Raw genomic sequence first — 24,203 nt, 5'->3', positions numbered from 1 at the left:
AAGCAAAATCAAAATCATGAAAAAACTGTATACTTTATTTTTTATTTTCATATCTTTTTCTGCTCAGTCAGCGCAGCCCAAAGATTGGCAATTAGGTTTTCAGCCTGCGGTAACATCCATAATGCAAGACATAACTTGGATGCACAACTACATCTTATTACCAGTGATTATTGGAATAAGCGTATTTGTTTTATTCTTAATGTTATATTTAATGGTAAAATTTAGAGAGTCTAAAAATCCAACTCCATCCAAATCAACCCACAATGTTATGTTAGAAGTTTTATGGACTGTTATTCCATGTCTAATATTAGTCGTCATTGCAGTACCATCTTTTAAATTACTTTATAAAGAAGAAACTATTCCAAAAGCTGACGTAACTTTAAAAGCTATAGGTTATCAATGGTACTGGGGTTATGAGTATCCAGATGAAAAAATTGCTTTTGAATCTGTGATGATTGAAGATAAAGATTTAAAACCAGGTCAGCCAAGATTATTGGCAACAGATACAAAAATTGTAGTTCCGGTAAATAAAGTTGTAAAAGTTTTAATTACATCTGCCGATGTAAATCACGCGTGGGCTATGCCAGCCTTTGGAGTTAAACGTGATGCAATAAAGGGAAGAATAAATGAGACTTGGTTTAAGGCTGAGAAAGAAGGTGTTTATTATGGGCAGTGTTCAGAGCTTTGCGGGATTAAGCATGCGTTCATGCCAATAGAGCTTCATGTTGTTTCAGAAGATAAATACGCCTCTTGGTTAGTTGAAGCAAAAAAGAAATATGCAATGGAAGAAGATAATAATTCTAGAATTGTAAAAAAGAATAAAATTAAGGAGAAAATGTAATGTCAACATATACTGCATCTGCAGATCATGCGCATGATCACAACCCTACAGGTTGGAGAAGATGGTTACTGTCAACAAACCATAAAGATATCGGAACACTTTATTTGTGGTTCGCATTAATCGCTGGAGTTATTGGTTTTGCATTTTCAGTAATTATTCGAGCTGAGCTAATGTATCCAGGTGATGGAATTTTAGGTGGTAATTATCACTTATATAATGTTTTGGTTACTGGTCATGGCTTATTAATGATTTTCTTCATGGTAATGCCTGCAATGATTGGTGGATTTGGAAATTGGTTTGTCCCAATTCAAATTGGTGCACCAGATATGGCTTTTCCTAGAATGAATAATATTTCTTTCTGGTTATTACCTACAGCTCTTATACTTTTGATAGCTTCACTTTTTGTTGAAGGCCCTCCAGGTCAAACTGGTGTTGGAGGAGGTTGGACAATTTACCCTCCGCTTTCTACAACAGCTCAACCAGGTCCAGCGATGGATTTAGCGATATTAAGTTTACACGTGGCTGGTGCTTCTTCAATTTTAGGAGCAATTAATTTTATTACTACAATATTTAATATGAGAGCCCCTGGGATGACTCTACACAAAATGCCATTATTCGTATGGTCAATGCTAATTACGGCATTCTTATTATTACTTGCTGTCCCTGTATTAGCTGGAGGTATTACAATGTTATTAACTGATAGAAATTTTGGAACTGCTTTCTTTAATCCTGAAGGCGGCGGAGATCCAATTTTATTCCAACATTTATTTTGGTTTTTTGGTCATCCAGAAGTTTACATTTTAATTCTACCGGGCTTTGGAATGATCAGTCACATTGTGTCTACCTTTTCAAAAAAACCTGTTTTTGGATATCTAGGAATGGCTTATGCGATGGTCTCAATTGGTTTTGTAGGTTTTATCGTTTGGGCTCACCACATGTACACTGTGGGTATGGGTGCAGATACTCGAGCCTACTTCACTTTTGCAACTATGGTCATTGCAGTTCCTACAGGAATTAAAGTATTTTCATGGATAGCTACAATGTGGGGAGGTTCAATTAGATTTGATACCCCGATGCTTTGGGCTTTAGGATTTATCTTTTTATTTACAGTTGGTGGAGTTACTGGAGTAGTTCTGGCTAATGCAGGTGTAGATACTGCGCTACATGATACTTATTATGTTGTTGCACATTTCCATTATGTGCTTTCATTAGGTGCGGTATTCTCAATTTTTGCAGGTTTTTATTATTGGTTCGGTAAAATGTCAGGTTACGAAATTTCACCATTTTTAGGAAAGCTGCATTTTTGGTTAACTTTTATCTCAGTTAATTTAGTATTTTTCCCACAACACTTTCTAGGCTTAGCAGGAATGCCAAGAAGATATGCAGATTATCCTGATGCTTATGCAGGGTGGAATTATATTTCATCACTAGGATCTATGCTTTCAGTAGTAAGTTTAGTCGTATTTTTTGCTGCAGTTACTCACGCGTTTATGAGAAAGAAAGCTGTGGAAGCAAATTATTGGGGTGAAGGTGCAACAACATTAGAGTGGACTTTATCTTCTCCACCACCTTTCCATCAATTTAACGAGTTACCTAAAATTAAATAATTTGAAGTGTCTGCGAGAACAACTGAATTAAACAATACAACAGTAAGTTTCTCGCAGATTTTTATTTCCTTTTATGAGTTAATGAAACCAAGAGTGATGTCACTCGTGATTTTTACTGCTTTAGTCGGTTTAGTTATTGCTCCTGTAAAAGTAGATTTTTTAAATTCTGTTATTTCACTTTTCTTTGTAGCAATTGGCGCTGGTGCGGCCGGAGCATTAAATATGTGGTATGAGTCTGATACTGATAAATTAATGAGCAGAACTTGTCTTAGGCCTTTACCACTAGGCAAGTTAAAACAAGACCATGCTATGTGGTTTGGCTTATCAATGTCAATTCTATCAATAATTGGACTTTATTCTTTTTCTAATTTTTTATCTGCTTTAGTATTAACTATTACAATCGGTTTTTATTTTTTTGTTTATACAGTTTGGCTTAAAAGAAAAACTCCTCAAAATATTGTCATAGGTGGAGCAGCTGGTGCTTTCCCACCAGTTATTGGATGGACTATCGCAACGAATAGTATTTCAATTGAACCAGTTATTTTATTTTTAATTATTTTTTTATGGACCCCATCTCATTTTTGGGCGTTAAGCCTATATAAAAATGAAGATTACAAAAATGCAGGCATTCCAATGCTACCAGTTGTAGCTGGAGAAAATTACACAAAAAAAAATATTCTAATTTATTCAGTTCTTTTATTTCCATTTACAATTTTGCCATACTTTTTAGGTTTTGCAGGAATAATAAATTTGATTATCGCAATAGGTTTTGGGTTTTATTATATTTATTTATCATACAAACTTTTTAAAGAAGTTGATAAAAAAATTTATGACAAGATAGCTACAAAAATTTTTGTTTTTTCAATTTTTTACTTATTCTTTATATTTTCAACAATCTTAATTGATAATTATCTCGGCATTTAAATGGATAAAAAAACTAAGAAAAAAAATTATATCACTCTTGGAATATTAGTTGTTATTATGATTTTCTTATTTTTTATTACAATTTATCAAATTGGCGTTTCACTAAAATAAGTGTCTAAAACCTTTAAAATCAATCCTAAATACTTAGTAGTATTAGTTGTAGCGATGATAGGTTTATCTTTCGCTTCAGTTCCGCTTTATGATCTATTTTGTAGAGTTACAGGTTTTGGTGGAACTACTCAAAAGACTAATAAAGAGTCAAAGGTCGTTTTGGATCAGAAAATTAAAATAAGATTTGATGCGAATACCAGCCCTGATTTATCTTTTAACTTTAAACCTGCTAAAAATTTGAGTGAGGTTAAAATAGGAGAAGTTAATACTATTAAATTTTTAGTTGAGAATCAGCAACCTGAACCAGAAAAAGTGATATCAACTTTTAATACTAGTCCCCCAATTGTTGGTAAGTATTTTCAAAAATTGCAGTGTTTTTGTTTTGAAAAACAAACAATAAAACCCAATGAAATTAAAGAATTTACAGTCGCATATTATATAGACCCAAAAATTGTAGAAGACCCAGCGACGAAAGGGACCAGTGAGATAACTTTATCTTACAGTCTATTTAAAGTAAAAGATTGAGAATTATTATGGCAGCTGAAAAAAAACATGATTACCATTTAGTTGACCCAAGTCCTTGGCCGATTTTCTGTTCATTTGCAGCTTTAATTTTAGCAGTTGGTGCAGTTTATTATTTTACGTCTAAAAATTTATGGTTGGTTTATGTAGGGGCAGCAGTAACGCTATACGGTATGTTTATGTGGTTTAGAGATGTCATTAATGAGGCTGAGCATAATGGAGATCACACTCCGGTTGTGCAAATTGGTATGAGATATGGAATGATACTTTTCATTGTTTCTGAGGTCATGTTTTTTGTAGCCTGGTTCTGGGCGTATTTTGATGCAAGTCTTTACCCTGATGCAGTTGGCGGGTCAGTATGGCCGCCAAAAGGAATTGAAACATTGGACCCATGGCATATCCCTTTAATTAACACATTAATTTTATTATTATCTGGAACCACTGTAACTTGGGCTCATCACGCTCTATTAGAAAATGACAGAAAGAGTTTAAAACAAGGTTTAATTTTAACAGTTATACTAGGTGCAATATTTACAATGTTCCAAGCGTATGAATATGTGGTTGCACCATTTAATCTATCATCAGGAATTTACGGAGCTACATTTTATATGGCGACAGGCTTCCATGGATTTCATGTGTTAGTTGGAACATTATTTTTATTAGTATGTTTATTCAGAGTAAATGCTGGACATTATAAACCAGATCATCACTTTGGATTTGAAGCAGCTGCATGGTATTGGCATTTTGTTGATGTTGTATGGCTATTTTTATTTGCTGCAGTTTACATTTGGGGCAGTTAAAATTTTCTGAAGTCCAAATTTTTTAATTTATTTACTTATTTTATAATTCTCATACTCTTTTCACTTGGGTCTTGGCAAGTTTATAGGCTTCAATGGAAAAATGAACTAATATCAGAAATATCAAAGTCATACTTAAAGCCATCTAAAAATTTTAGTTCTAATTCAGAATTATACTCTAAAGTTCAAATTACAGGAAAGATTCTTCATGAACCCATATTTGTTTACTCGCTGGGATCAAAAGGTAGTTATGGGTATGATGTATATTTACCGATTGAAACTGTAGGCACAATTGTATTATCCAAGGCAGGTTGGTCACCAAAAAAATTTAAATTAGCTAAAAAGGACTTCAAAGACGTCAAAGTTTTTGATGCTATTTTATTAAAACCAAAAAGAAAAAATGCATTTACTCCTGATAATTCCACTGATCTTATTTTCTTTTTGGATATGTCATTACTTGAGTTAAATTATAAAAAAAAACTATTTCCTCTAATTGCAGAAAATAATTCAAATCTTTTAAAAGAGTATAATCTAAAAAAAACAGAGAAAATTAAATTACCAAATAATCATTTGCAATATGCTTTAACATGGTACAGTTTATGTTTTGTGATAATTATAGCATTCTTAGTTTACAGAAAAAAAATATGAAATATTTTAGTACAAGAGACAAAAACTTAGATTTAACATTTAAAGAAATATTCTTTAAAGGTCTTTCGCAAGATGGAGGTTTATTTTTACCAAAAAATATTCCAGTAATCTCATCTTCAGATTTAAAAAAGTTTAGCAATTATAATTTTCAAGAAATGAGCTATGAAATATTTAGCTTATTTGTAGGTGATACATTTTCTCAAGATGAATTAAGATCTATAATTGATAAAGCATACGCAACTTTCCGAAATGATAATATTGTAGACATCAAAAAGCTTGATCACATCTCTTTTGTACAGCTTCATCACGGACCAACATTGGCATTTAAAGATATTGCCATGCAAGTTCTAGGTCAAATGTATGAGTTTCTTTTAAAGGAGACAAATCAAAAAATTAATCTTGTTACTGCAACATCTGGAGACACAGGAGCAGCAGCTATTGATGCAATTCAAAATAAAAAAAATATTAATATTTTTGTTTTACATCCGGATAATAGAATTTCTGAGGTCCAAAGAAAACTCATGACTACCTATGATGCAAACAATGTTTTTAATATAGCAATCAAAGGTAGTTTTGATGATTGTCAAAAAATCGTTAAGGACATGTTTGTCGATAAAGAATTTTCAAATCATATTAATATGTCTGGTGTAAACTCTATAAATTGGGCGCGTATTATTGCGCAAATAGTTTATTATTTTTACATTTTTTACAAATGTAACAAAAAAGACTCTATTGTAGTTTCAGTTCCCACAGGAAATTTTGGAGATGTTTACGCAGGATATGTAGCAAAACAGATGGGCTTAAACATAAAAAATCTAATCGTTGCAACAAATCAGAATAATATTTTAGAACGCTGTATTAAAAGCGGTGAATATAAGCCTTTAGAAGTTGTTGGATCTATATCTCCTAGTATGGATATTCAAGTTGCTAGTAATTTTGAGAGAATTTTATTTTATTTATGTAAACAAAATTCCGATGAACTAAGTAATTTAATGAATGATTTAAAAACTAAAGGATTTTTTAATCTTTCACAAACTCAGTTAAAAAATTTACAAAAGGATTTTTCAGCAAGTAGCTGCAGCGAAGATGAAACTCTTGATATTATAAGAGATATTTACAATAATCATAAATATATTATTGATCCTCATACCGCAACTGCTGTCAAACCACTAAAACAAGAAAATTATAAAGATGATGAGTGTTTTTGTTTTGAGACAGCGCACCCATCAAAATTTCCGCTTGCAATTAATAAAGCTATTAATGAATTTCCTAATTTACCTAATGAATTCAATGGGATTGATAACAAAATAGAAAAATTTGATATTCTAGATAATAATATAAATACTGTTAAAGAATATATTTTAAAAAAAATTTAATTCTCAACTTCAGATCTAGCTAACTCATCTGCCATGTTATTATATTGATTATTGGCATGTCCCTTTACCCAATTCCACTGTACATTTTTCTCAGAATTTAATTGATCTAATTCATTCCAAAGATCTTTATTTTTTACATCTTGTTTATTTGCTGTTTTCCAGCCGTTTTTTTTCCAATTCGAGATCCATTTCTCAATGCCATCTTTAGTATATTTTGAGTCTGTATAAATTTCTAAATCTTTATCTTTAACGTATTTGAGAGCAGATATCACAGCAGTCAGTTCCATTCTGTTATTTGTAGTATTATCTTTCGAGCCAGAAATTTTCTCAATTTTTTCACCATTTAATATTATTGCAGCCCAACCTCCGCGACCAGGATTTCCAGAACATGCTCCATCAGTATAAATTTTAATCATATAAAGTTTTATGTAAATTCTTATAAAAATAATCCATTTTAATTAAATATTCGCGTGGATCTTTTTTCTTAATCTCTGCATTTTTTGGTGTGTTTTTTAAATCATATAATCTTGTTACAAAAAACCGAATAGCTGCACCAAGACACAGTATATTAAGTGATCTTAATTCTTTATTACTTATTTTTTTGATAGACAGGTATCCTTGTAAAAGTTTTTTGATTTTTAATTTGTTAATCTTATTTTGATTAAAACAGAATGCATTAATACATACAGCAAGTTCGTACAAATAAGGACTATTACAAGAAAAATAAAAATCTATAAATCCAGAAAATTTATCATTTTTGAAAAAAATATTATCTGGAAATAGATCTGCATGTATTATTCCACCAGAGATTTTTCTTGGTTTATTTTGTTTATATATTTTTAGATACTTTTTTAATTTTTTTGAATAATTAGGGTAATTTTTTTCGGTTTTATTAAATATTTTTACCCATTCATTAAAATCAAGAGTATTTTTTCTTTTAAGTTTTATCCGTGACGAAATTTGATGAAATTTTGCAATTTGTTTTCCTACATTTAAACAGTTTTTGTATGAAAGCTTTCTTTTTGACTTTCCATCTAGAAAAGACACAATAATTGCTGGTTTATTATTAATTTGAAAGATTGTTCTATTATTTTTATTTCTAATAGGTTTTGGGCATTTAATTTTTTTTTTGTTTAGCGCATCCATTAAATTAACAAAGAATGGTACATCTTGTTTACGAACTCGTTTTTCGAAAATCGTAAGTATTAATTTTTGTTTTGATGTTTTGATAAAGTAATTGGTATTTTCTATTCCTTCTTTGATGCCATGAAATTTTTCTAATTTACCGATATCATAATTATCAATAATTTTTTTTATGTCGATTAATTTTAGTTTTGTAAATACAGCCATTTTTTATTTTACATTTTTAAATTTTAGCATAGGTATGTATAGACTTATGGACAAAAAAGTTAAACAACCGATTCAAGTAAATCTTGATAAAGATCGTGTATATTTTTGGTGCACCTGTGGGCTATCAGACAAACAACCAATGTGTGATGGATCGCACAAAGGTAAGTCAGAAAAAAAATCTCAAAGTTTTAGAGTTGAAGAGACGAAGGAGTATTATCTTTGTACATGCAAATTAACTAAGAACCCACCATATTGTGATGGTTCACATAATTCTTAAAAATATAATTAATTAATATTTTTTAACTTTTCTATGGATTGTTTAACTTTAGAAAGATTAATTTCTTCTTGTTTTTTACCATCTAGATTTTCAGTTAAAACTTTTTCGACAGTTTCAAGAGCAACCTTTGTTGCCAATTTTTTTACCTGATTAATTGCATCATTTTTAGCTTGTTCAATTTTATTTTGTGCTGCTTTTTCTTTATTTTCTAAAGAAATCTTCATTTTTTCCAATGAAGCTGAAATTTCATCGTCACTTATTTTTTGAGCTTTAGCCAAAATATTTGAATTTTCTTCATCAGATTTTTCTAATTTACTTTTTGCCTCACTTAGAAGTTTTTCACTATTTGATTTTAACTCCTCTGCTTCATTAATTTTATTTTTTAACTCATTTATTTTATTATCAATTTGTCCCAACACAATTTGTGGAACTTTTTTAAAGACTAAAAGGAGCACAAAAAGAAAAAATGCGATAGCTACCCAAAAGCTTGCATCAAACATTTAATTTAATTCTCCCATTTTCTTTTTACTGATATCTTCAATCTTTTTAATAATAATGTTTTGATCAATTTCATCATTAAGTGATAGCTCTTTAAGTAATTCCCCAGATACTTGACTTGCAATCGTTTGCACATCTTTAATTGAATTAGATTTAAAACTTTGTATTTCTTTTTCAGCTTTCTCAGTAAGTTCTGAAATGTTTTTATCTAATTCGTTCTTTTTTTTATCAAACTCAGCATTTAATTTTTTTCTTCCGTTAGTGATAATTTCTTGAGCTTCTTTTTTTGAATTAGAAATTAATTCTTTATATTCATTATTTAATTTTTCAGTTTGCTCAGCTAAAGTTTTTGCTTCATCTACTAGATCACTTACGTAATCATTTCTTTGTTCAATACTTTCAGAAAGTCTTGGGAAAACTATTTTGGATATAACAATATACAGGCCTCCAAATGTTATAATTAACCAAAAAATTTGAGGCACCCAACTATTTGGATCAAGTTGGGGCATTCCACCGCTTTCAGCAGCAAAAGCTGCTGAAGAGGTAAAAATTGAAAATATTAAAACCCTTAACATTAAAAAATTATTTAAAATGCAAATAAGATAATTAATGCAACAACCAATCCAAATAATCCTGTAGCTTCTGCTAATGCGAAACCAAGTAATAAATTTGGAAATTGTTTTTGAGCCGCTGATGGATTTCTAATTGCTGCAGAAAGGTAATTACCAAAAATAGTACCAATACCTACACCTGCTCCAGCTAATGCTATCGCTGCAAGTCCTGCTCCAATTAATTTTGCTGCTGCTACTTCCATTTTTTCCTCCTTTGTTAATGATGTAAATTGAGCGCATCATTTAAATAGATGCATGTTAAAATTGCAAAAACATACGCTTGTAGAAAAGCAACAAGTATCTCTAAGCCAGTTAATGCAACAGAAAAACCTAATGGTAACCAACCACCTACTAAACCTAAACTAATCACAAAACCACCAAACACTTTCATCATAGTATGACCAGCCATCATGTTTGCAAAAAGTCTTACTGATAAACTTACGGGTCTACTTAGGTAAGATATCACTTCAATTACAACTATAATTGGAAGCAATACTACTGGTACTCCTGAAGGTACAAATAATTTTAAATAACCAAAGCCATGTTTAACAAAACCTATAATTGTAACACCTATAAAAATAAAAATTGCTAGTGCAAAAGTGACAATAATGTGACTTGTAACCGTGAACGAGTAGGGGACCATTCCAATCATGTTACAAAATAATACAAAAAGAAATAAAGTTAAAATAAATGGAAAATAAGGTCTCGCCTTACTGCCTGCAGTTTCAGAAATCATTTTTGCAACAAATTCGTAGGCCATTTCAGCTAGCAATTGTAGCCTTGATGGTACTAACGATTTTTTTTGTGTCGCAAATATAAATAATAAAGAAATTGTAGCTACTGTAATTACCATAAATAAACTTGCATTACTGAATGAAATATCAAAGTTTCCTATTTCTATCTTTGGGCCAATGGTTTTGACCTCGAACTGATTCATCGGATTTGCCATAAAATTTAGTCTTTATTAATCATTTTAGAAGATCGCACAACATTAAATATGCCTGCAACTGATCCGATAATAAAAAAAATTATTATAAAAACTGGCGTAGTTTCAAGCCATTTATCAACATAAAATCCTATGAAGCTTGCGACAAAAACGGCAGCAACAAACTCTGTGCCCATTTTCATTGCAATCCCTAGAGGACTAGCATTTTTTTCTTTGATTTCTTTTTTTTTTAACTCAGATTGAATTTCTTTAACTTTGTCTTTTAATTCTTTGAGTTCCATTAATTAATTTATGCTACTAATTCTTCAGCCTTATCTAAATTAACAGCAACTAATTGGCTTACACCCCTTTCAGCCATAGTCACTCCGTACAATCTATTCATTTTTGACATGGTAAGCGCATGGTGTGTTATGATTACAAATTTTGTTTCTGTAAGTCTTGTAAGTTCTTCTACTAATCCATTGAACCTAGTGACGTTAGCATCGTCTAGAGGTGCATCGACTTCATCCAAGACACATATTGGTGCAGGATTAATCAAAAATACCGCAAAAATTAATGCAAGCGCTGTTAAAGCCTGCTCCCCACCAGATAATAGTGTGATCGATTGAAGTTTTTTACCTGGTGGACTGACTAAAAGTTCAAGGCCTGCTTCTAGAGGATCATCGGACTCTATTAGTTCTAATCTTGCATTTCCACCTGCAAATAATTTTGTATATACATCATTAAATTTTCTATTAACTTTCTCAAAAGCATCTAACAATCTTTCACGTCCTTTTTGGTTTAAATCATTGATACTTGATTTAAGTTTTTGAAGTCCATGAACTAAATCTTTTCTGTCATTCATCATTTTATCTATTTTATCTTGCAGTTCTTTAGTTTCGTTGTCTGCTCTCAAATTTACTGCACCCATTGACTCTCTACTTTTTTTTAGAAGTTCCAAATGATTTTGGGCATCTTCTATTGATAATTGATTTAGATTTTCAATTTTTGAAAAGTCAGCAATGCCATTTAAATCTATGTTAAAATCAATTAAACTTTTTTGCTGCAATTCTTTTAGTTTAGATCTTAAACCTTCAATAATTGTTTGTGATCGCACTCTAAACTCAGTTTTTTGCAGTGTACTTTCGTTAATTTTTTTTAAAGCTAAATTTAACTCATTAATTTTATTTTCTTTAATGATGAGATTTGACTTTATACCCTCAATATCCTCTTCTATATTTTTAATATTCTGTTGATACGAACCTCTTTTTTCTGCAATTTGTCTTGGTTTATCCTCTTCTTTTTCTAATCCATTTTCTAAAGAGTTAACTTTTTCTTTAAGCTCACCTAGTTTATTTGTTGAATTTTCTTTTAAATCTCTCCAGTTTTGAATTTCTTTATCAATATTATTGAGCCTTTCTTTTCTTTTGATTGCTTCTTGCTTTACTAAATCATATTTACCAAATCTTGATGCATATTTTTCCTGTTGATTTTCAATATTTTCAAATTCTTTTTTAAATTCTTGTTGAATAGTATCTTCATTGATTTCTTCTTTATTTTTAACAATATTAATCAGTTTATTAAAAAAACTTTTAAGAGCTTCTTTTGCTTTGTTTAGTTGATTTAAAGAATCCTTGTAATCGTCTGTTGCTGCTTTCTCAATTTCATAATAATTTTTTTCAACTTCAGCAATATCATTTCTCTCTTTAATAAGCCTCTCCTCATTATTAGTTGAATTTGCTATGATTTCTTTTTCTCTGCTAATATCTGAATAAGTTAATTTTATATCCTTTTTTATTTTTTCAATTTCAATTTTGACTCTTTCCTCATCTTTATTGATTTGATCAAATTCAATTTTTAATTTTTGCAAATTTGAGCTTAACTCGTTTGATTTAATATTTATTGGTTGAATTTCAGCTTTAAGTTTTTCAATTTCATTCTCATTAAAGTTTTTTTCAATATTTACAGCGCTTATTTCGTCTTCAAATTCATTTAGCTTATCTTTGTTTTCTTCAATTTCTTTTTCAACCTGGGTAGAATTTAAAAATATAATAGCTGCTTCATATCTTCTAATTTCATCTGAAATTTCCTTATATTTTGATGCCTCTTCTGCTTGCTTAACTAAATTCTTAAGTTGATTTTCTGTTTGCTTCATTAAATCGTCAGCCTTTTTTAAATTATTCTCAGCTGCATTTAATCTTAACTCTGCCTCATGTCTTCTGGCGTGTAATCCCGCAATACCTGCTGCTTCTTCTAATATTGCTCTTCGATCAGTCGGCTTTGCAGTTATTAAAGCTCCGACACGTCCTTGACTAACCATTGATGGAGAATGCGGTCCAGTAGATAGGTCGGCAAAAACAATTTGAACATCTTTGGCTCTAACTTCTTTACCGTTAATATAATATTTTGAGCCTTTATCTTTTTCTAACTTTCTTTTTATTTCTATTTCTGGAATACCTTTAAATTGTACAACATCATCGTTATTTTCAAGTTTTATAGAAACTTCACAAATATTTTTTGATGGTCTATTAGATGTTCCATTAAAAATAACATCTTCCATTCCAGATCCTCTCAAACTTTTAGCAGAAGTTTCACCCATTGCCCATCTAAGAGCTTCAACAACATTTGACTTACCGCAACCATTTGGCCCAACTATTCCGGTGAGACCTTTTTCAAAATAAAAATTTGTTTTATCAGCAAAAGATTTAAATCCAGAGACTTCTATTTCTTTAAATTTCATTTATTAAAGTAATTTATCTATATATTTTTCAAGTTCTTTTGTGGAACCTTTAAATTTTTTTTCATTTATAATTAAAGTTGGTGTAGCGTCTATTTCATATTTTGATTGTGCTTTTATTCGGTTTTGTAAAACAGCATCTTCATTCTTTTTATTTTTTAAACAGTCTTGAAAATCTTTTCCTTGCAGCCCAAGTTTACTCGTTATTTTTTCAATGTTTGATTCTAATTCCTTTAAAGTTTTTGCATTTGTCCATTGTGGTTGCGTTTTATAAATTTCATCTAAATAGGATTTTTGTGATTCTAAAGGCAGACATTTTTGAATTTGAGCAGCTTTTAATCCAGGTAAATCTAAAGGGAAATCCATATGCTTAATTAACATTTTTTCATTAGATACATATTTTTTTAATAATTCAGGTAAAACATTTAAGTGGAAGTCTGCACAATAAGGGCAAGTCAAAGATGAAAAAACTTGTACAACTATTTTAGGTTCTGGATCTAATTTACCATAATACGGAAAGTCATCCTTGGCATTTGCTGACATTGAAAAAAATGCAACAAAGATACATATAAATATTTTATTTTTTATCATTACTAAAATTCTTAAGTTTATTTTTTAACTCTTCATCATTTAATGAATCTATCAAATTCTCCATTTTTTTGTTTAATTTTAAACCCTTTTTGACACCTTGTGGACTCTTGTTTTCTTTAATATTTATCAAAATTTTACTTGCAAACTTAAACCCTAAAAAAGAGTTAACCTTTTCTATAATCTCGTCTCTAGAGTAATCAACTTCGATAAGATAGTTTCTATCTACTTTTAAAAAAATAGAATTTTCACTATTATATTTTTGAACTTTAACTAATTCACACTTTTTGGATAGATTTTCACCAACTATTTTTTTCCAAGATTTTTTAAGATTTTCATAATTACTTGTGGGGTGGTTTTTAATTAATTTCTTCAAATTTTCTGGTAATAAAGTGTGAATAGGTTTTAAAGTACTAAAAGATCTATTTTTTTTCATTTTGTTATGCACTCATCAATATCAAAAAAAATTTTAGCTTGGTATCAAAAATATCAAAGAGATTTACCTTGGAGAAAATATAAAAATCAAAAAGATAGGCATTATAAAGTTTTACTTAGTGAATTCATGCTGCAGCAGACTCAGGTAAAAACGGCATTGCCTTTTTTTAACAACTTCTACAAGAAAATTAATTCTTTGGAAAAACTTTCGAAAACAAGTCAGACAAAAGTAAATAAATTGTGGCAAGGTTTAGGTTATTATAGACGAGCAAAATTTTTATTAGAAACATCAAAGATTATTAAAAAAAAATATAATTATAAACTTCCAAGCCAATATGAGGATTTGATAGCATTACCTGGTATCGGAGACTATACCGCAAAAGCAATATTATCAATTGCGTTTGACAAAAATGAAATTGGAATAGATGGGAATGTAGAAAGAGTTGTTACTAGAATTTTTAATATTTCCGGTAAAAAAAAAATTTTAAAGTATGTTGAGGGATTAAAAGTTGAAAAAAAATCCAGTTTTTTAATGCAAGGTTTAATGGAGCTTGGTGCACTAATTTGCAAACCAAAATTGCCGCTATGTAGTGATTGCTTTTTAAATAAAAATTGTAAATATTCATCAAATAAAAAATTTAATCCAGATAAGAAAGTAAAAACAGAAAAAAAAATAAAAAAATTTATAGCTATTATTTTTCGTAAAAATAAAAAAATATTGTTGAGACATGAAAAAAATCTTGGTCCATTAAAAGAGTTTTTGAATGTGCCTTTGGTTCCCGAGATATCACAAGAGGGTCGTAATTATAAAAAAATTCTAAAGAAAAATAAAAATTATCAAAATCTTGGTATATTAAATATATCTATATCAAATTTTAAGGCAGAAATATTATGTCTTGAAACAAAGAAAATGATAAAAGTTAATCGTCCATATTATTTTATGAATGCTACAGAGCTTAAGAGTAAATTTATTTCCAGCTTTTTAAAAAAAATATTAAAAAAGATTAAATTTATAAAATGAAAAACGTAGCTATAGTTGGAGCAGGAATTTCAGGGTTAGTACTAGCATCATTTTTAAAGAAAAATGACAACTATCAAATTACAATTTTTGAAAAAGATTTAATTAATAATAAAAATATAAATGGAATTCAAATCTCACCAAATGCCTTACACATTTTAAATAGTTTGGATTTTGATCGACTCGATCATAATAAATTTTATTCAGTTAAAGGAATTAATTTTTTTGATATTTTCGAAAAAGAAAAAATTGCCTCAATGAAATTTAATTATTTAAATTCAAATCAATATTTAACTATGAATAGATCAGATTTAATTGGCTTTTTAATTAAAAATTATTCTTTAGAAAAAAATATAATTAATAAAAGTGTATCTGAAATCATTCATAATAAAGTGATTTTGAAAGATAAATCTAATTTCGAATTTGATATTATTGTTGTTGCTGACGGTATATTTTCAAAATTAAGGCCTGCATTTGTAAGACCATTATACTCTGGTTTCTGTGCGTATAGAGGTTTTTTTTCTAATTCTGTACAGGAGGAATATATCAATCTTTTAATGGGTAAAAATTTTCATTTGGTAACTTATCCAATAGATCAAATGAAAAATAATTCGTTCACTCTAGTTTCAAAAACAAAAAAAAATCCTGATGATGATAATTATAATAATTTAGCTACAAACTTTAGTGAAATGTTTCAGGATCTGCTACCAGAAAGATTTAAAAAAGTTTGTATTTGTGAAAATATAAAATCTTGGCCAATTTACTCATTAAATAAAATATTTTATGGAAATGATAACACTTTTTTTATTGGCGACTCTGCTCATGGATTTATTCCATCTAGAGCCCAAGGAGCTGCACAGGCTATAGAAGATTCATTTGCTTTGTATAAAATTATTTCGAGCAAGAATTTATCAGTTAGACGGTTTTCTAAATTAAGATTAGATAGGGTAAAAAAAATTAAAAAAAAATCTGAAAATAATTTATTTATTTTTCATCAAAGTTTATTAATTAACAGATTAATAAGAAATTTTATTATTAGAATAATTTGTAAATATAAATTTTTGACGAAAAAATTTAACTCCTTTATATTTGATTATAAAATTGAAAGAAATCTATAAAGAACTTCTAATTTTTTTTCTTAAATAATCAATCGGTTCAAGCTTACCTTCAATATTGAAATGCCAGTATGACCATCCATTGCAAGACGGCATTCCTTGAATTTCAGCGCCAACTTTATGAATAGACCCTTGAATTTTGTTGCAATATATTGAACCATCCGACATTACCTTTGCTTTGTATCTCTTTTTTAAATCAAATAAGTTTAAACCAGGTTCTACGATACCCGTCTCTACCAAGTATCCAAAAGGAATTCTTTTTTCTTTCTTTTTATTAGTCATAGGAATATTGAAATTTTCATCAATCTCTTTAATTCTTTTAATTCTTTGTTCAGCTGCCTTGAAATATTTTTTTTCTTTTTCTATACCTATAAAGTTTCTTCCTAATTTTTTCGCTACTGCTCCAGTTGTTCCAGTTCCCATGAAAGGATCTAAAACAATGTCATTTTTGTTACTTGCACAAAGTAATACTCGATAGAGAAGAGCCTCTGGCTTTTGAGTTGAATGAATCTTTTTATTTTTAGATGTTATTCTCTCTGATCCATTACATATTGGAATATCCCAATCAGACCTTAGTTGTTTATCTTCATTAAAAGTTTTCATTGAATGATAGTTGAAAGTATATTTTGATTTTTCGGATTTTGCTGCCCATATTAATGTTTCATGGGCATTTGTGAGTCTAGTACCTTTAAAATTAGGCATCGGATTTCTTTTGTTCCAAATGACATCGTTTAAAATCCAATAGCTATTATCTTGTATTAATTTTCCAACTCTAAAAATATTATGATAACTACCTATGACCCAAATAGATCCATTTTTTTTTAAAATTCTTTTGCATTCTTTCAACCAACTATTTGTAAAATCATCATATGTTTTAAAAGAATCAAATTTATCCCAGTAGTCATTTACTGCAGATACTTTAGAAGCATCAGGTCTGAAAAGTTTATTTTTTAATTGAAGATTATATGGAGGATCAGCAAAAATTAAATCTACACTTTCAGATTCGATTTCTTTAAGCTTATCTAAACAATCTTGATTATATAATTTTGCAAAAGTCATATTTCAACCGGAGGTAGAATAGACTAAATATACTTCTTTTTGTCAATGACCTTCAATTATCAAATAGTGTTAAAGTTTTTTATAGACTCAATATTTTGTGTATTGGAGCAAATGATTTTCGATGGTGAACTGTAATACCGTGTTCTTTAATAGCCTTTAAATGTTTTTGAGTGCCATAACCTGAATTTGTATCCCATGAATATTGAACAAAATTCTTTGAGAGTTTCGACATTATTTGATCTCTATACACTTTTGCAATTATAGAAGCCGCAGCAATTGACGGGTACTTAGCATCACCCTTGATTTTTGTAATTATGTTTTGGTTTGTTTTATCGAATGACCAAGGGCCATCCACTAGTATTTTATGATCTTTTGGTAAATCAAATTGGTCAACTGCTCGTTTCATTGAAATTAGCGAAGCCTGAAGAATGTTAATTTTATCAATTTCATCTACTTCGGCTATACCTAATTTAAATTTACTTTTTATTTTTAATATTTCAAAAACTTTCTCTCTTTTAACCTTTGATAATTTTTTAGAATCATCAAGGCATTTATAATCGAAATCTAAAGGTAAAATTACAGCTGCAGATACTACAGGGCCCGCGAGTGGGCCTCTGCCAACTTCATCAACTCCAACAATAAAATTAGATATTTTTTTTTCTTCTAAGATGCTTAGCACAAATTTTGTTCGATAATCTTTTGTTTTAAATTTTTTAAATCTTTCCACGATGCTTTTTTCTGCGAGGGTTGTCTAAGCAAAAAAGCCGGATGATAGCTCGGCAAGCAATCATATTCATTATTACTTATTTTAATTTTATTCCAATGACCCCTTGATTTAGTGAGTGACTGAGTATTTTCAAAAAAAAAATTAAATGTCACAGATCCTAAAATAAAAATAATTTTTGGATTTATTATTGTAATATGGTCAAATATTATGGATCTGTAGTTTTTAATTTCGACAGGACCTAATTTCTTATTATCTTGCAATCTAAAATTTATTATATTTGTAAGATATACTTTGTTTCTATCAAGATTAATCGCCATTAGCATTTTATCTAAAAGCTCACCAGATTCACCAGAAAATGGTTTTCCATTAATTTCATCAGAAACTCCAGGCGCATCACCAATAATCATTATTTTAGATTTAGAATTTCCATCAGAAAAGACAAGTTGATCTTGTTTTTTATTATAGAAGTCTTTTAAGTTATTAATTTTTTTCTTTAAGTCATTTAAAGTTAGACAACTATTGCTGATTTTTTTATTAAAAATAACTCTGTCATAAACACCCGATGATTGATAGAAATCAAAGATATTTTTATTTTGCATCATATTCATGAACTTAAAAAAATTTTTAATAATTTGTAGTATTTTATTTGCATTATCCACTATTGAGGCAACAGCTTTTATTTTCAAAAATAAAACAATTATTCAATCAGATGATTATATTAAAAATTATTTGTATAGTTCAATTTTATACGATGAAAATAAACACAACTTGGCAGCGAAAAACTTAGACAAAATAAATGAGCTGACAGGAAGACATATTGAATATGACATTAAATATATAAGTTCTTTAGTAATTAGCGGCAAACTAAGCGAAGCTGCAAAAGTAATATCTGAAACTGAAAAAATATACTCTGGTATTTTTTTATTTGATTTTATTAGGTCAGTTAATTTTTTGAAACAAAAAAAATATAAAGAAGCGTTAATAGAAATAAAAAAAATTAAGAGTAATGATTTGGTTTTTCAAGAATTTCAAAATTCGTTAATTTTTTGGATTGAAATTAGAGATAAGAGCAAAAATCAATTTAATGCTATTAAGAAATTTAAATCGAGAAATCTAAGTATAGGTTTAATCAATAAATTTTTATCATCTAGATACATTGAAGATTTAGACTTATACAATTACTATAACAAAAAAATTCTCAATTCAAATGAGCTAATAAGATACCAAATCTTTTCTGCTTGGAATGAAAAAAAAATAGGTAATAATAAAAAAGCTTTGAGCATATTAGAATATGCTTTTATTAATGATGATAGAAATTTACTTTTAAAGCAGTCAATAGTTGATTTTAATAAAAATAATAATCAAGTTTTACTTTTTTTTGATCCAAAAAAATTTGAAGATAACATCGCTGAAATTTTTTATTTATTTTCAAATTTATATATGCAGAGGGATGACGATTTTTCAAAATTACTTCTATCACTATCATTAAAATTTAATGAAAGATTTTTATCAAATCATCTAGCTTCTTTTGAAAACCATATAATAGAAAATAATTTGGAAAGAATAAATTATTTATCAGTCAGCAAACTAAAAAATATTGGAACAGAATATAAATGGTATGTAAATTATCAAATGGCAGTTCAAGAAGAAAAAAAAAATATAAATTTTTTAGAAAAAACTATAGTTAAAAATGATTTATTTTTGAAAGATAAATATTTTGATTTGGCAAATTATTTTAGAGTAAAAAAAAATTATGAACTAGCTTTAGATTATTATAAGAGAATTGAAAATATGAATTTAGATCTTGATTGGTCTTTTTATTATTATGTAGGAATTTGTTATGAAAGATTAAAAAATTGGGAATTGTCAGAAAAAAACTTAAAAAAATCTTTATCTCTTTCTCCAAAAGAATATTCAGTAATTAATTATTTAGCTTACAGCTGGCTAGAAAGAAATAAAAATATTAATGAGGCAACTAGGATGTTGGAAGATGCCGTAAAATTAAGCAAGTGGGAGCTGGGCTATATTATAGACTCTTTAGGTTGGGCTTATTTTCTACAAAAAGATTTTAATAAAGCAGAAAAATTATTAAAAATTGCCTATGAAAAAGTATCATCAGAAAGCGAGGTATACGATCATTACGGTGATGTTTTGTGGATGAACAATAAGTATTTACAAGCACGTTACGTTTGGAAAAATGCACTAAATTTAGAAAATATTGATCCTGAGAGAGAAAAAAGAATAAAAGATAAAATTGTAAATGGGTTAAAAATTAGTGAATAAAATTAAATCATTTGCCAAGGTAAATTTATTTTTAAAAGTTGTCGGAAAATCTAAAAATTATCATAATCTCTATAGTTTAATTTCTCAAATAAACTTATTTGATGAAATATCAATTCAAGAAACATCAGCAAAAAAAAGTAAATTTTTATTTACAGGACCTTTCAAAATCAAATCAGAAAAAAACACTATTTCTAATTTAATTTATTTAATGAAAAAAAAATTTTTATATTTAAAAGATAAAAACTTTATTGTACGAATAAAAAAAAATATACCAAATGGTTCTGGACTGGGTGGAGCATCCTCAAATGCAGTAACTGTTTTTAAACATTTAAAAAAAAAATATAAACTAAAAATCTCATATAAAGAGAGTCTTAAATTATTAGCAAAAATTGGAAAAGACTGCCCTTTATTTATTGATAATAAAGTAAAATTAATAAAATCTTCAGGGGAAAGATATGTAAAATTTCATCATAAGTTAAACTTAAAATTACTTATAATTTTTCCAAATCAATCCATCTCAACAAAAAAAGTTTTTAACAAATTAAACAAATTTTCAAAAATTAGTATTAATAAAAAAATTAATTTGGCAAAAAAACTTTCATTAATAAATTTATGCAAACTTTATAAAAATGATTTATTTGCTCCAGCATCTAGAATTTCAAAAAAAATTATAGATTTGAGTAAAATACTAGATAAACTTGATAGCATCTTATATTATTCAATGACTGGAAGCGGTTCAGCTTTTTTTGTTATTTGCGATACTAAAAAATCACTTTTAAATATTCAAAAAATGATTAAAAAGCAGAAAAAAGCTTTTTGGACTACGATAGCTAAAACAATTTAATTGTTAAATTAATTGGGGCATAGCCAAGCGGTAAGGCAGCGGTTTTTGGTACCGCCATTCCTAGGTTCGAATCCTAGTGCCCCAGCCAACAAAAATGATTTCTAATCTTATAAAATTGAATGAATATGAGGAAGCGAAAAAGGTCTTTCATATAATTAATTCAGATGAAGAAGATGTTGTATGTTTATTTGTTGGCGGATGTGTAAGAGATTTGCTTTTTGATAAAGAACTTTCTGATATTGATTTTGCAACTTCATTAGAACCTGAGCAAGTAAAAAATAAACTCAATAAATCTAATATTACTTATGATGACACATTTGAAAAATATGGTTCTATAAAAGTATTTATCAATAATAAATTTTTTGAAGTTAATACTTTAAGAAAAGATTTTAATGAAGATGGCAGGCACGCAAGCGTAATGTTCACCAAAGATTGGAGACAAGATGCGCTTAGACGAGATTTTACAATTAATTCTATTTATTGCGATCTTGATGGCAGGGTTTATGATCCTTTTAAAGGTGTTGATGATATAAAAAATGGATATATAAAATTTATTGGAGATCCAGCCAAAAGAATTAAAGAAGATTATTTAAGAGCTTTAAGATATTTTAGATTTCATATCCAATTTTCAAAACATGATCATGAAGAATATGTCTTAAAATATATTAGTCAAAATCAAGATAATATAGAGAATTTGTCTAAAGAGAGATTAATTGGCGAAATGAGTAAAATCTTAATAAGTGGACTTGGTTATAAATTATTTTCAAATAATTTTTCTAAAGATCTTTTTTTATCAGTTTATAAAGGAATAAAATATTTAACACGCCTAGAATTCAAAAGAAAAAAAAGAATTTTAAAAAAAGAAGTTGATTGGGTAGTTTTAATATCGCTATTGTTAATTGACCAAACAAGAAATTTTGAAAGATTTGTAAAAGATTTTCATTTATCAAATGAAATTAAAAATCGTTTAAATAATCTTCAATTGCAATTTACTTTTAAAACAACAGATACAATTGAAAAAATTGAAAATTTAAAAAAAGCTGTTTTAAAATATGGAGTTGCATCAGTTATTGATTTTATTCATTTTCAATATTTGGTTAATGAAAAATATCACTATGATTTATATGAGAGTAATCTTAAAGTTATAAAGGAAACAAAACCTCCAGAATTTAAATTTGATGCAAATATCCTTATCAAAAAAGGTTTTAAAGAAGATGCAAATTTAGGGAATGCAATTAATTTTTTAAAGCAAAGGTGGGTAGCAAATAATTATGAAATTAGAGATAAGGATATAGACGACGCCATTCAATTATTTAAATAATTAAATATATTGAACATTTGTTATTTCAAAATTTTTTTCACCAGAGGGAGTTTTTATCTCAGCAAATTCTCCTTTAGTTTTTCCAATAAATCCTCTTCCCATAGGTGATTGATAAAATAAAAGTCCGTTCTTTACGTCGGCTTCATCTTTGCCAACTATTTTATACTTACTTTCTTTGTCAGTTTCTAAATCCTTGACAGTGATGGTTGCACCAAAAATTACTTTATCGTCTTTTTTTAATTTTGTAACATCAATGACATTTGCTGTCGCGATAGTTGTTTCAAGCTCTTTAATTCTTCTTTCGTTCAAACCTTGCTCTTCTTTTGCTGCATGATATTCAGCATTTTCTTTCAAGTCTCCATGAGACCTTGCTTCAGCAATTGCTTGTACAATTTTAGGTCTTGTATTATTTTTTCTATCATCAAGTTCTACTCTAATTTTTTGTAAACCTGATATTGTTATTGGTTGCTTATCCATGATTTATATTAACATTTTGTCTTAGTTCAAAAAAGACATAACTTAATTAAATTTACCCAAATTGCCTTAAGGCTTCGGATGAAGCTATTGCTACACTGGTGGCTAAATTGAGCGAACGTGTATTATTTTTAATTGAAATATTCAGTTTATTTTTAATGGTCTCATGAACTTCTTCACTTACACCTTTGCTTTCACTTCCAAAAAGCAAGGTATCATTTTTTTCAAAAGTGAATTTAGTATAGTTATTTTTAGTTTTAGTCGTAAATAATATTACTCTTTCCTTTTTTTTGCTCTTCACAAAGGTATCAAAGCTTTCATGGTAAAAAATTTCACAATCTTTCAAGTAATCCATATAGATTCGGTCTAGTTTTTTTTCGTTAAGAACAAAACCTGCTGGCTTAATAATTTCTAGTTTCAGACCTAGGCATGCACAAGTCCTAATTATAGCTGCAGTATTTTGAGGAATATCTGGCTGATATAAAGCAATATTGATCATATTTTATCCAATCTGCGTCATTGTTGTATTAGAAAAATACATTAAATTAATAATATATATCTTACATCACAAAATTTAAAAAATGTCAGAAGAAGATAATAATAAAGATAAACCTACTAGAAGGGAATTTATTCATATTGCCACAACAACAGTTGGAGCAGTAGGCGCTGGATGTGTAGCTCTTCCATTAGTTACTCAAATGAATCCTGATGCATCAGTTAAAGCATTGGCTAAAGTTGAGGTTGATATCAGCAAGATTGATAAAGGTAACGAAGTTACAGTAATGTGGAGAGGTAAACCAATTTTTATTAGAAGAAGAACAGATGAAGAAGTGATGAAAGCTAGACAGGTAAGTCTCAAAGAACTTAAAGATCCACAAAAGGATGAAGAGAGAGTTAAAAAAGGCAAAGACGAGTGGTTAGTGATGGTCGGTGTTTGCACTCACTTAGGCTGTGTTCCTTTAAAGCAACAAGGAGAATATGGTGGATGGTTTTGTCCTTGTCACGGTTCGCATTATGATATCTCTGGAAGAATTAGAAAGGGTCCAGCACCGGTAAACATGGAAGTCCCAAACTATGAGTTTGTCTCAGATACAAAATTAGTAATAGGTTAAAAA

The 24,203-nt window shown here is 28.6% G+C and carries 30 protein-coding genes and 1 tRNA gene; 16 read left to right on the top strand and 15 right to left on the bottom strand.

Annotated elements, in window-relative coordinates:
• Positions 1-16: 16 nt before the first annotated feature.
• From coxB to thrC, 8 genes are read left to right on the top strand one after another with little or no spacing between them, the layout of a single operon-like run.
• The gene (gene coxB, locus ACTTAQ_RS03670) at positions 17-841 is read left to right on the top strand and encodes a cytochrome c oxidase subunit II (RefSeq protein WP_440695645.1); all 825 of its coding nucleotides are present in this window, start codon (positions 17-19) and stop codon (positions 839-841) included.
• Complete coding sequence (gene ctaD / locus ACTTAQ_RS03665; RefSeq protein WP_009359824.1) at positions 841-2,448, top strand: cytochrome c oxidase subunit I; 1,608 nt, start codon at positions 841-843, stop codon at positions 2,446-2,448. The genes coxB and ctaD overlap by 1 nt, the downstream gene beginning before the upstream one ends.
• A gap of 6 nt (positions 2,449-2,454) precedes the next feature.
• On the top strand, positions 2,455-3,372 hold the full coding sequence (gene cyoE, locus ACTTAQ_RS03660; RefSeq protein WP_440695643.1) for a heme o synthase: 918 nt from the start codon (positions 2,455-2,457) through the stop codon (positions 3,370-3,372).
• Positions 3,373-3,483, top strand: a complete 111-nt coding sequence (locus ACTTAQ_RS03655; RefSeq protein ID WP_156798299.1) for a serine protease — start codon at positions 3,373-3,375, stop codon at positions 3,481-3,483.
• Entirely contained in the window at positions 3,484-4,008 is a 525-nt protein-coding gene (locus ACTTAQ_RS03650; RefSeq protein WP_440695641.1) for a cytochrome c oxidase assembly protein, read from the top strand.
• Between the two features lie 8 nt (positions 4,009-4,016).
• Positions 4,017-4,805 (top strand): cytochrome c oxidase subunit 3, encoded by a 789-nt coding sequence (locus ACTTAQ_RS03645; RefSeq protein ID WP_009359827.1) that lies wholly within the window; start codon positions 4,017-4,019, stop codon positions 4,803-4,805.
• A 6-nt stretch (positions 4,806-4,811) separates the two neighbouring features.
• A complete protein-coding gene (locus ACTTAQ_RS03640) occupies positions 4,812-5,450 on the top strand; it encodes an SURF1 family protein (protein WP_440695746.1) in 639 nt (212 codons plus the stop codon).
• Positions 5,447-6,826 carry a threonine synthase gene (thrC, locus tag ACTTAQ_RS03635; protein WP_440695639.1) on the top strand — a complete coding sequence of 460 codons (1,380 nt, stop codon included), beginning with the start codon at positions 5,447-5,449 and terminating at the stop codon, positions 6,824-6,826. The genes ACTTAQ_RS03640 and thrC overlap by 4 nt, the downstream gene beginning before the upstream one ends.
• Here the strand turns inward: thrC and rnhA are convergent.
• Positions 6,823-7,242 (bottom strand): ribonuclease HI, encoded by a 420-nt coding sequence (gene rnhA / locus ACTTAQ_RS03630; RefSeq protein WP_440695637.1) that lies wholly within the window; start codon positions 7,240-7,242, stop codon positions 6,823-6,825. The genes thrC and rnhA overlap by 4 nt on opposite strands.
• Complete coding sequence (locus ACTTAQ_RS03625) at positions 7,235-8,176, bottom strand: homoserine kinase (protein WP_440695635.1); 942 nt, start codon at positions 8,174-8,176, stop codon at positions 7,235-7,237. Before ACTTAQ_RS03625 ends, rnhA begins: the two co-directional genes overlap by 8 nt.
• A 46-nt stretch (positions 8,177-8,222) precedes the next feature.
• Between ACTTAQ_RS03625 and ACTTAQ_RS03620 the strand changes: the two genes are divergently transcribed.
• Positions 8,223-8,453: a CDGSH iron-sulfur domain-containing protein gene (locus ACTTAQ_RS03620; protein ID WP_440695633.1), complete on the top strand. Its 231-nt coding sequence runs from the start codon at positions 8,223-8,225 to the stop codon at positions 8,451-8,453.
• Between the two features lie 8 nt (positions 8,454-8,461).
• On the opposite strand, the gene ACTTAQ_RS03615 is transcribed toward ACTTAQ_RS03620, so the two are convergent.
• From ACTTAQ_RS03615 to ACTTAQ_RS03580, 8 genes are read right to left on the bottom strand one after another with little or no spacing between them, the layout of a single operon-like run.
• Positions 8,462-8,953: a F0F1 ATP synthase subunit B family protein gene (locus tag ACTTAQ_RS03615; protein WP_440695632.1), complete on the bottom strand. Its 492-nt coding sequence runs from the start codon at positions 8,951-8,953 to the stop codon at positions 8,462-8,464.
• Positions 8,954-9,526 carry a F0F1 ATP synthase subunit B family protein gene (locus tag ACTTAQ_RS03610; RefSeq protein ID WP_440695630.1) on the bottom strand — a complete coding sequence of 191 codons (573 nt, stop codon included), beginning with the start codon at positions 9,524-9,526 and terminating at the stop codon, positions 8,954-8,956.
• A gap of 11 nt (positions 9,527-9,537) precedes the next feature.
• Positions 9,538-9,765: a F0F1 ATP synthase subunit C gene (locus ACTTAQ_RS03605; RefSeq protein ID WP_009359834.1), complete on the bottom strand. Its 228-nt coding sequence runs from the start codon at positions 9,763-9,765 to the stop codon at positions 9,538-9,540.
• A gap of 14 nt (positions 9,766-9,779) precedes the next feature.
• Positions 9,780-10,511, bottom strand: coding sequence for a F0F1 ATP synthase subunit A (locus ACTTAQ_RS03600; RefSeq protein WP_440695628.1), 732 nt, complete (start codon positions 10,509-10,511; stop codon positions 9,780-9,782).
• Positions 10,512-10,516: 5 nt separating this feature from the next.
• On the bottom strand, positions 10,517-10,789 hold the full coding sequence (locus ACTTAQ_RS03595; RefSeq protein WP_440695626.1) for an AtpZ/AtpI family protein: 273 nt from the start codon (positions 10,787-10,789) through the stop codon (positions 10,517-10,519).
• Between the two features lie 8 nt (positions 10,790-10,797).
• On the bottom strand, positions 10,798-13,227 hold the full coding sequence (locus ACTTAQ_RS03590) for a chromosome segregation SMC family protein (protein WP_440695624.1): 2,430 nt from the start codon (positions 13,225-13,227) through the stop codon (positions 10,798-10,800).
• Between the two features lie 3 nt (positions 13,228-13,230).
• Positions 13,231-13,815 (bottom strand): DsbA family protein, encoded by a 585-nt coding sequence (locus tag ACTTAQ_RS03585; protein ID WP_440695622.1) that lies wholly within the window; start codon positions 13,813-13,815, stop codon positions 13,231-13,233.
• Complete coding sequence (locus tag ACTTAQ_RS03580; RefSeq protein WP_440695620.1) at positions 13,802-14,248, bottom strand: DciA family protein; 447 nt, start codon at positions 14,246-14,248, stop codon at positions 13,802-13,804. The genes ACTTAQ_RS03585 and ACTTAQ_RS03580 overlap by 14 nt, the downstream gene beginning before the upstream one ends.
• 6 nt (positions 14,249-14,254) lie before the next feature.
• On the opposite strand from ACTTAQ_RS03580, the gene ACTTAQ_RS03575 reads away from it, so the two are divergent.
• Both ACTTAQ_RS03575 and ACTTAQ_RS03570 read left to right on the top strand, forming a co-directional pair.
• Positions 14,255-15,268, top strand: a complete 1,014-nt coding sequence (locus tag ACTTAQ_RS03575; RefSeq protein ID WP_440695618.1) for a hypothetical protein — start codon at positions 14,255-14,257, stop codon at positions 15,266-15,268.
• Positions 15,265-16,383, top strand: coding sequence for an FAD-dependent monooxygenase (locus tag ACTTAQ_RS03570; RefSeq protein ID WP_440695616.1), 1,119 nt, complete (start codon positions 15,265-15,267; stop codon positions 16,381-16,383). The genes ACTTAQ_RS03575 and ACTTAQ_RS03570 overlap by 4 nt, the downstream gene beginning before the upstream one ends.
• Here ACTTAQ_RS03570 and ACTTAQ_RS03565 read toward each other — a convergent pair.
• From ACTTAQ_RS03565 to ACTTAQ_RS03555, 3 genes are all read right to left on the bottom strand, one after another.
• The gene (locus ACTTAQ_RS03565) at positions 16,378-17,439 is read right to left on the bottom strand and encodes a site-specific DNA-methyltransferase (RefSeq protein WP_440695614.1); all 1,062 of its coding nucleotides are present in this window, start codon (positions 17,437-17,439) and stop codon (positions 16,378-16,380) included. The two genes, ACTTAQ_RS03570 and ACTTAQ_RS03565, sit on opposite strands and share 6 nt — an antisense overlap.
• Positions 17,440-17,518: 79 nt before the next feature.
• Positions 17,519-18,118, bottom strand: coding sequence for a ribonuclease HII (locus tag ACTTAQ_RS03560; protein ID WP_440695612.1), 600 nt, complete (start codon positions 18,116-18,118; stop codon positions 17,519-17,521).
• The gene (locus ACTTAQ_RS03555; RefSeq protein WP_440695610.1) at positions 18,112-18,768 is read right to left on the bottom strand and encodes a uracil-DNA glycosylase; all 657 of its coding nucleotides are present in this window, start codon (positions 18,766-18,768) and stop codon (positions 18,112-18,114) included. The genes ACTTAQ_RS03560 and ACTTAQ_RS03555 overlap by 7 nt, the downstream gene beginning before the upstream one ends.
• 4 nt (positions 18,769-18,772) lie before the next feature.
• Here ACTTAQ_RS03555 and ACTTAQ_RS03550 point away from each other — a divergent pair, with 4 nt between their 5' ends.
• From ACTTAQ_RS03550 to ACTTAQ_RS03535, 4 genes are all read left to right on the top strand, one after another.
• On the top strand, positions 18,773-20,449 hold the full coding sequence (locus ACTTAQ_RS03550) for a tetratricopeptide repeat protein (RefSeq protein ID WP_440695608.1): 1,677 nt from the start codon (positions 18,773-18,775) through the stop codon (positions 20,447-20,449).
• Complete coding sequence (gene ispE / locus ACTTAQ_RS03545; RefSeq protein ID WP_440695606.1) at positions 20,442-21,293, top strand: 4-(cytidine 5'-diphospho)-2-C-methyl-D-erythritol kinase; 852 nt, start codon at positions 20,442-20,444, stop codon at positions 21,291-21,293. Before ACTTAQ_RS03550 ends, ispE begins: the two co-directional genes overlap by 8 nt.
• Before the next feature lie 13 nt (positions 21,294-21,306).
• A tRNA-Gln gene (locus tag ACTTAQ_RS03540) sits at positions 21,307-21,381 on the top strand.
• 6 nt (positions 21,382-21,387) lie between these two features.
• The gene (locus ACTTAQ_RS03535; protein ID WP_440695604.1) at positions 21,388-22,614 is read left to right on the top strand and encodes a CCA tRNA nucleotidyltransferase; all 1,227 of its coding nucleotides are present in this window, start codon (positions 21,388-21,390) and stop codon (positions 22,612-22,614) included.
• Here ACTTAQ_RS03535 and greA read toward each other — a convergent pair whose 3' ends face one another.
• Positions 22,615-23,091 (bottom strand): transcription elongation factor GreA, encoded by a 477-nt coding sequence (gene greA / locus ACTTAQ_RS03530; protein WP_440679946.1) that lies wholly within the window; start codon positions 23,089-23,091, stop codon positions 22,615-22,617.
• A gap of 52 nt (positions 23,092-23,143) precedes the next feature.
• Positions 23,144-23,587 carry a tRNA (cytidine(34)-2'-O)-methyltransferase gene (locus ACTTAQ_RS03525; RefSeq protein WP_440695602.1) on the bottom strand — a complete coding sequence of 148 codons (444 nt, stop codon included), beginning with the start codon at positions 23,585-23,587 and terminating at the stop codon, positions 23,144-23,146.
• 82 nt (positions 23,588-23,669) lie between these two features.
• On the opposite strand from ACTTAQ_RS03525, the gene petA reads away from it, so the two are divergent.
• Positions 23,670-24,200, top strand: a complete 531-nt coding sequence (gene petA / locus ACTTAQ_RS03520) for a ubiquinol-cytochrome c reductase iron-sulfur subunit (protein WP_440695600.1) — start codon at positions 23,670-23,672, stop codon at positions 24,198-24,200.
• The last annotated feature ends 3 nt before the right edge of the window (positions 24,201-24,203 follow it).

The sequence above is a fragment of the Candidatus Pelagibacter sp. HIMB109 genome (assembly GCF_052048155.1).
In the GTDB taxonomy this organism is placed as follows: domain Bacteria; phylum Pseudomonadota; class Alphaproteobacteria; order Pelagibacterales; family Pelagibacteraceae; genus HIMB114.
Note: the sequence above shows the minus strand (reverse complement) of the source record. Positions and strands in the feature narration are given on the sequence as shown.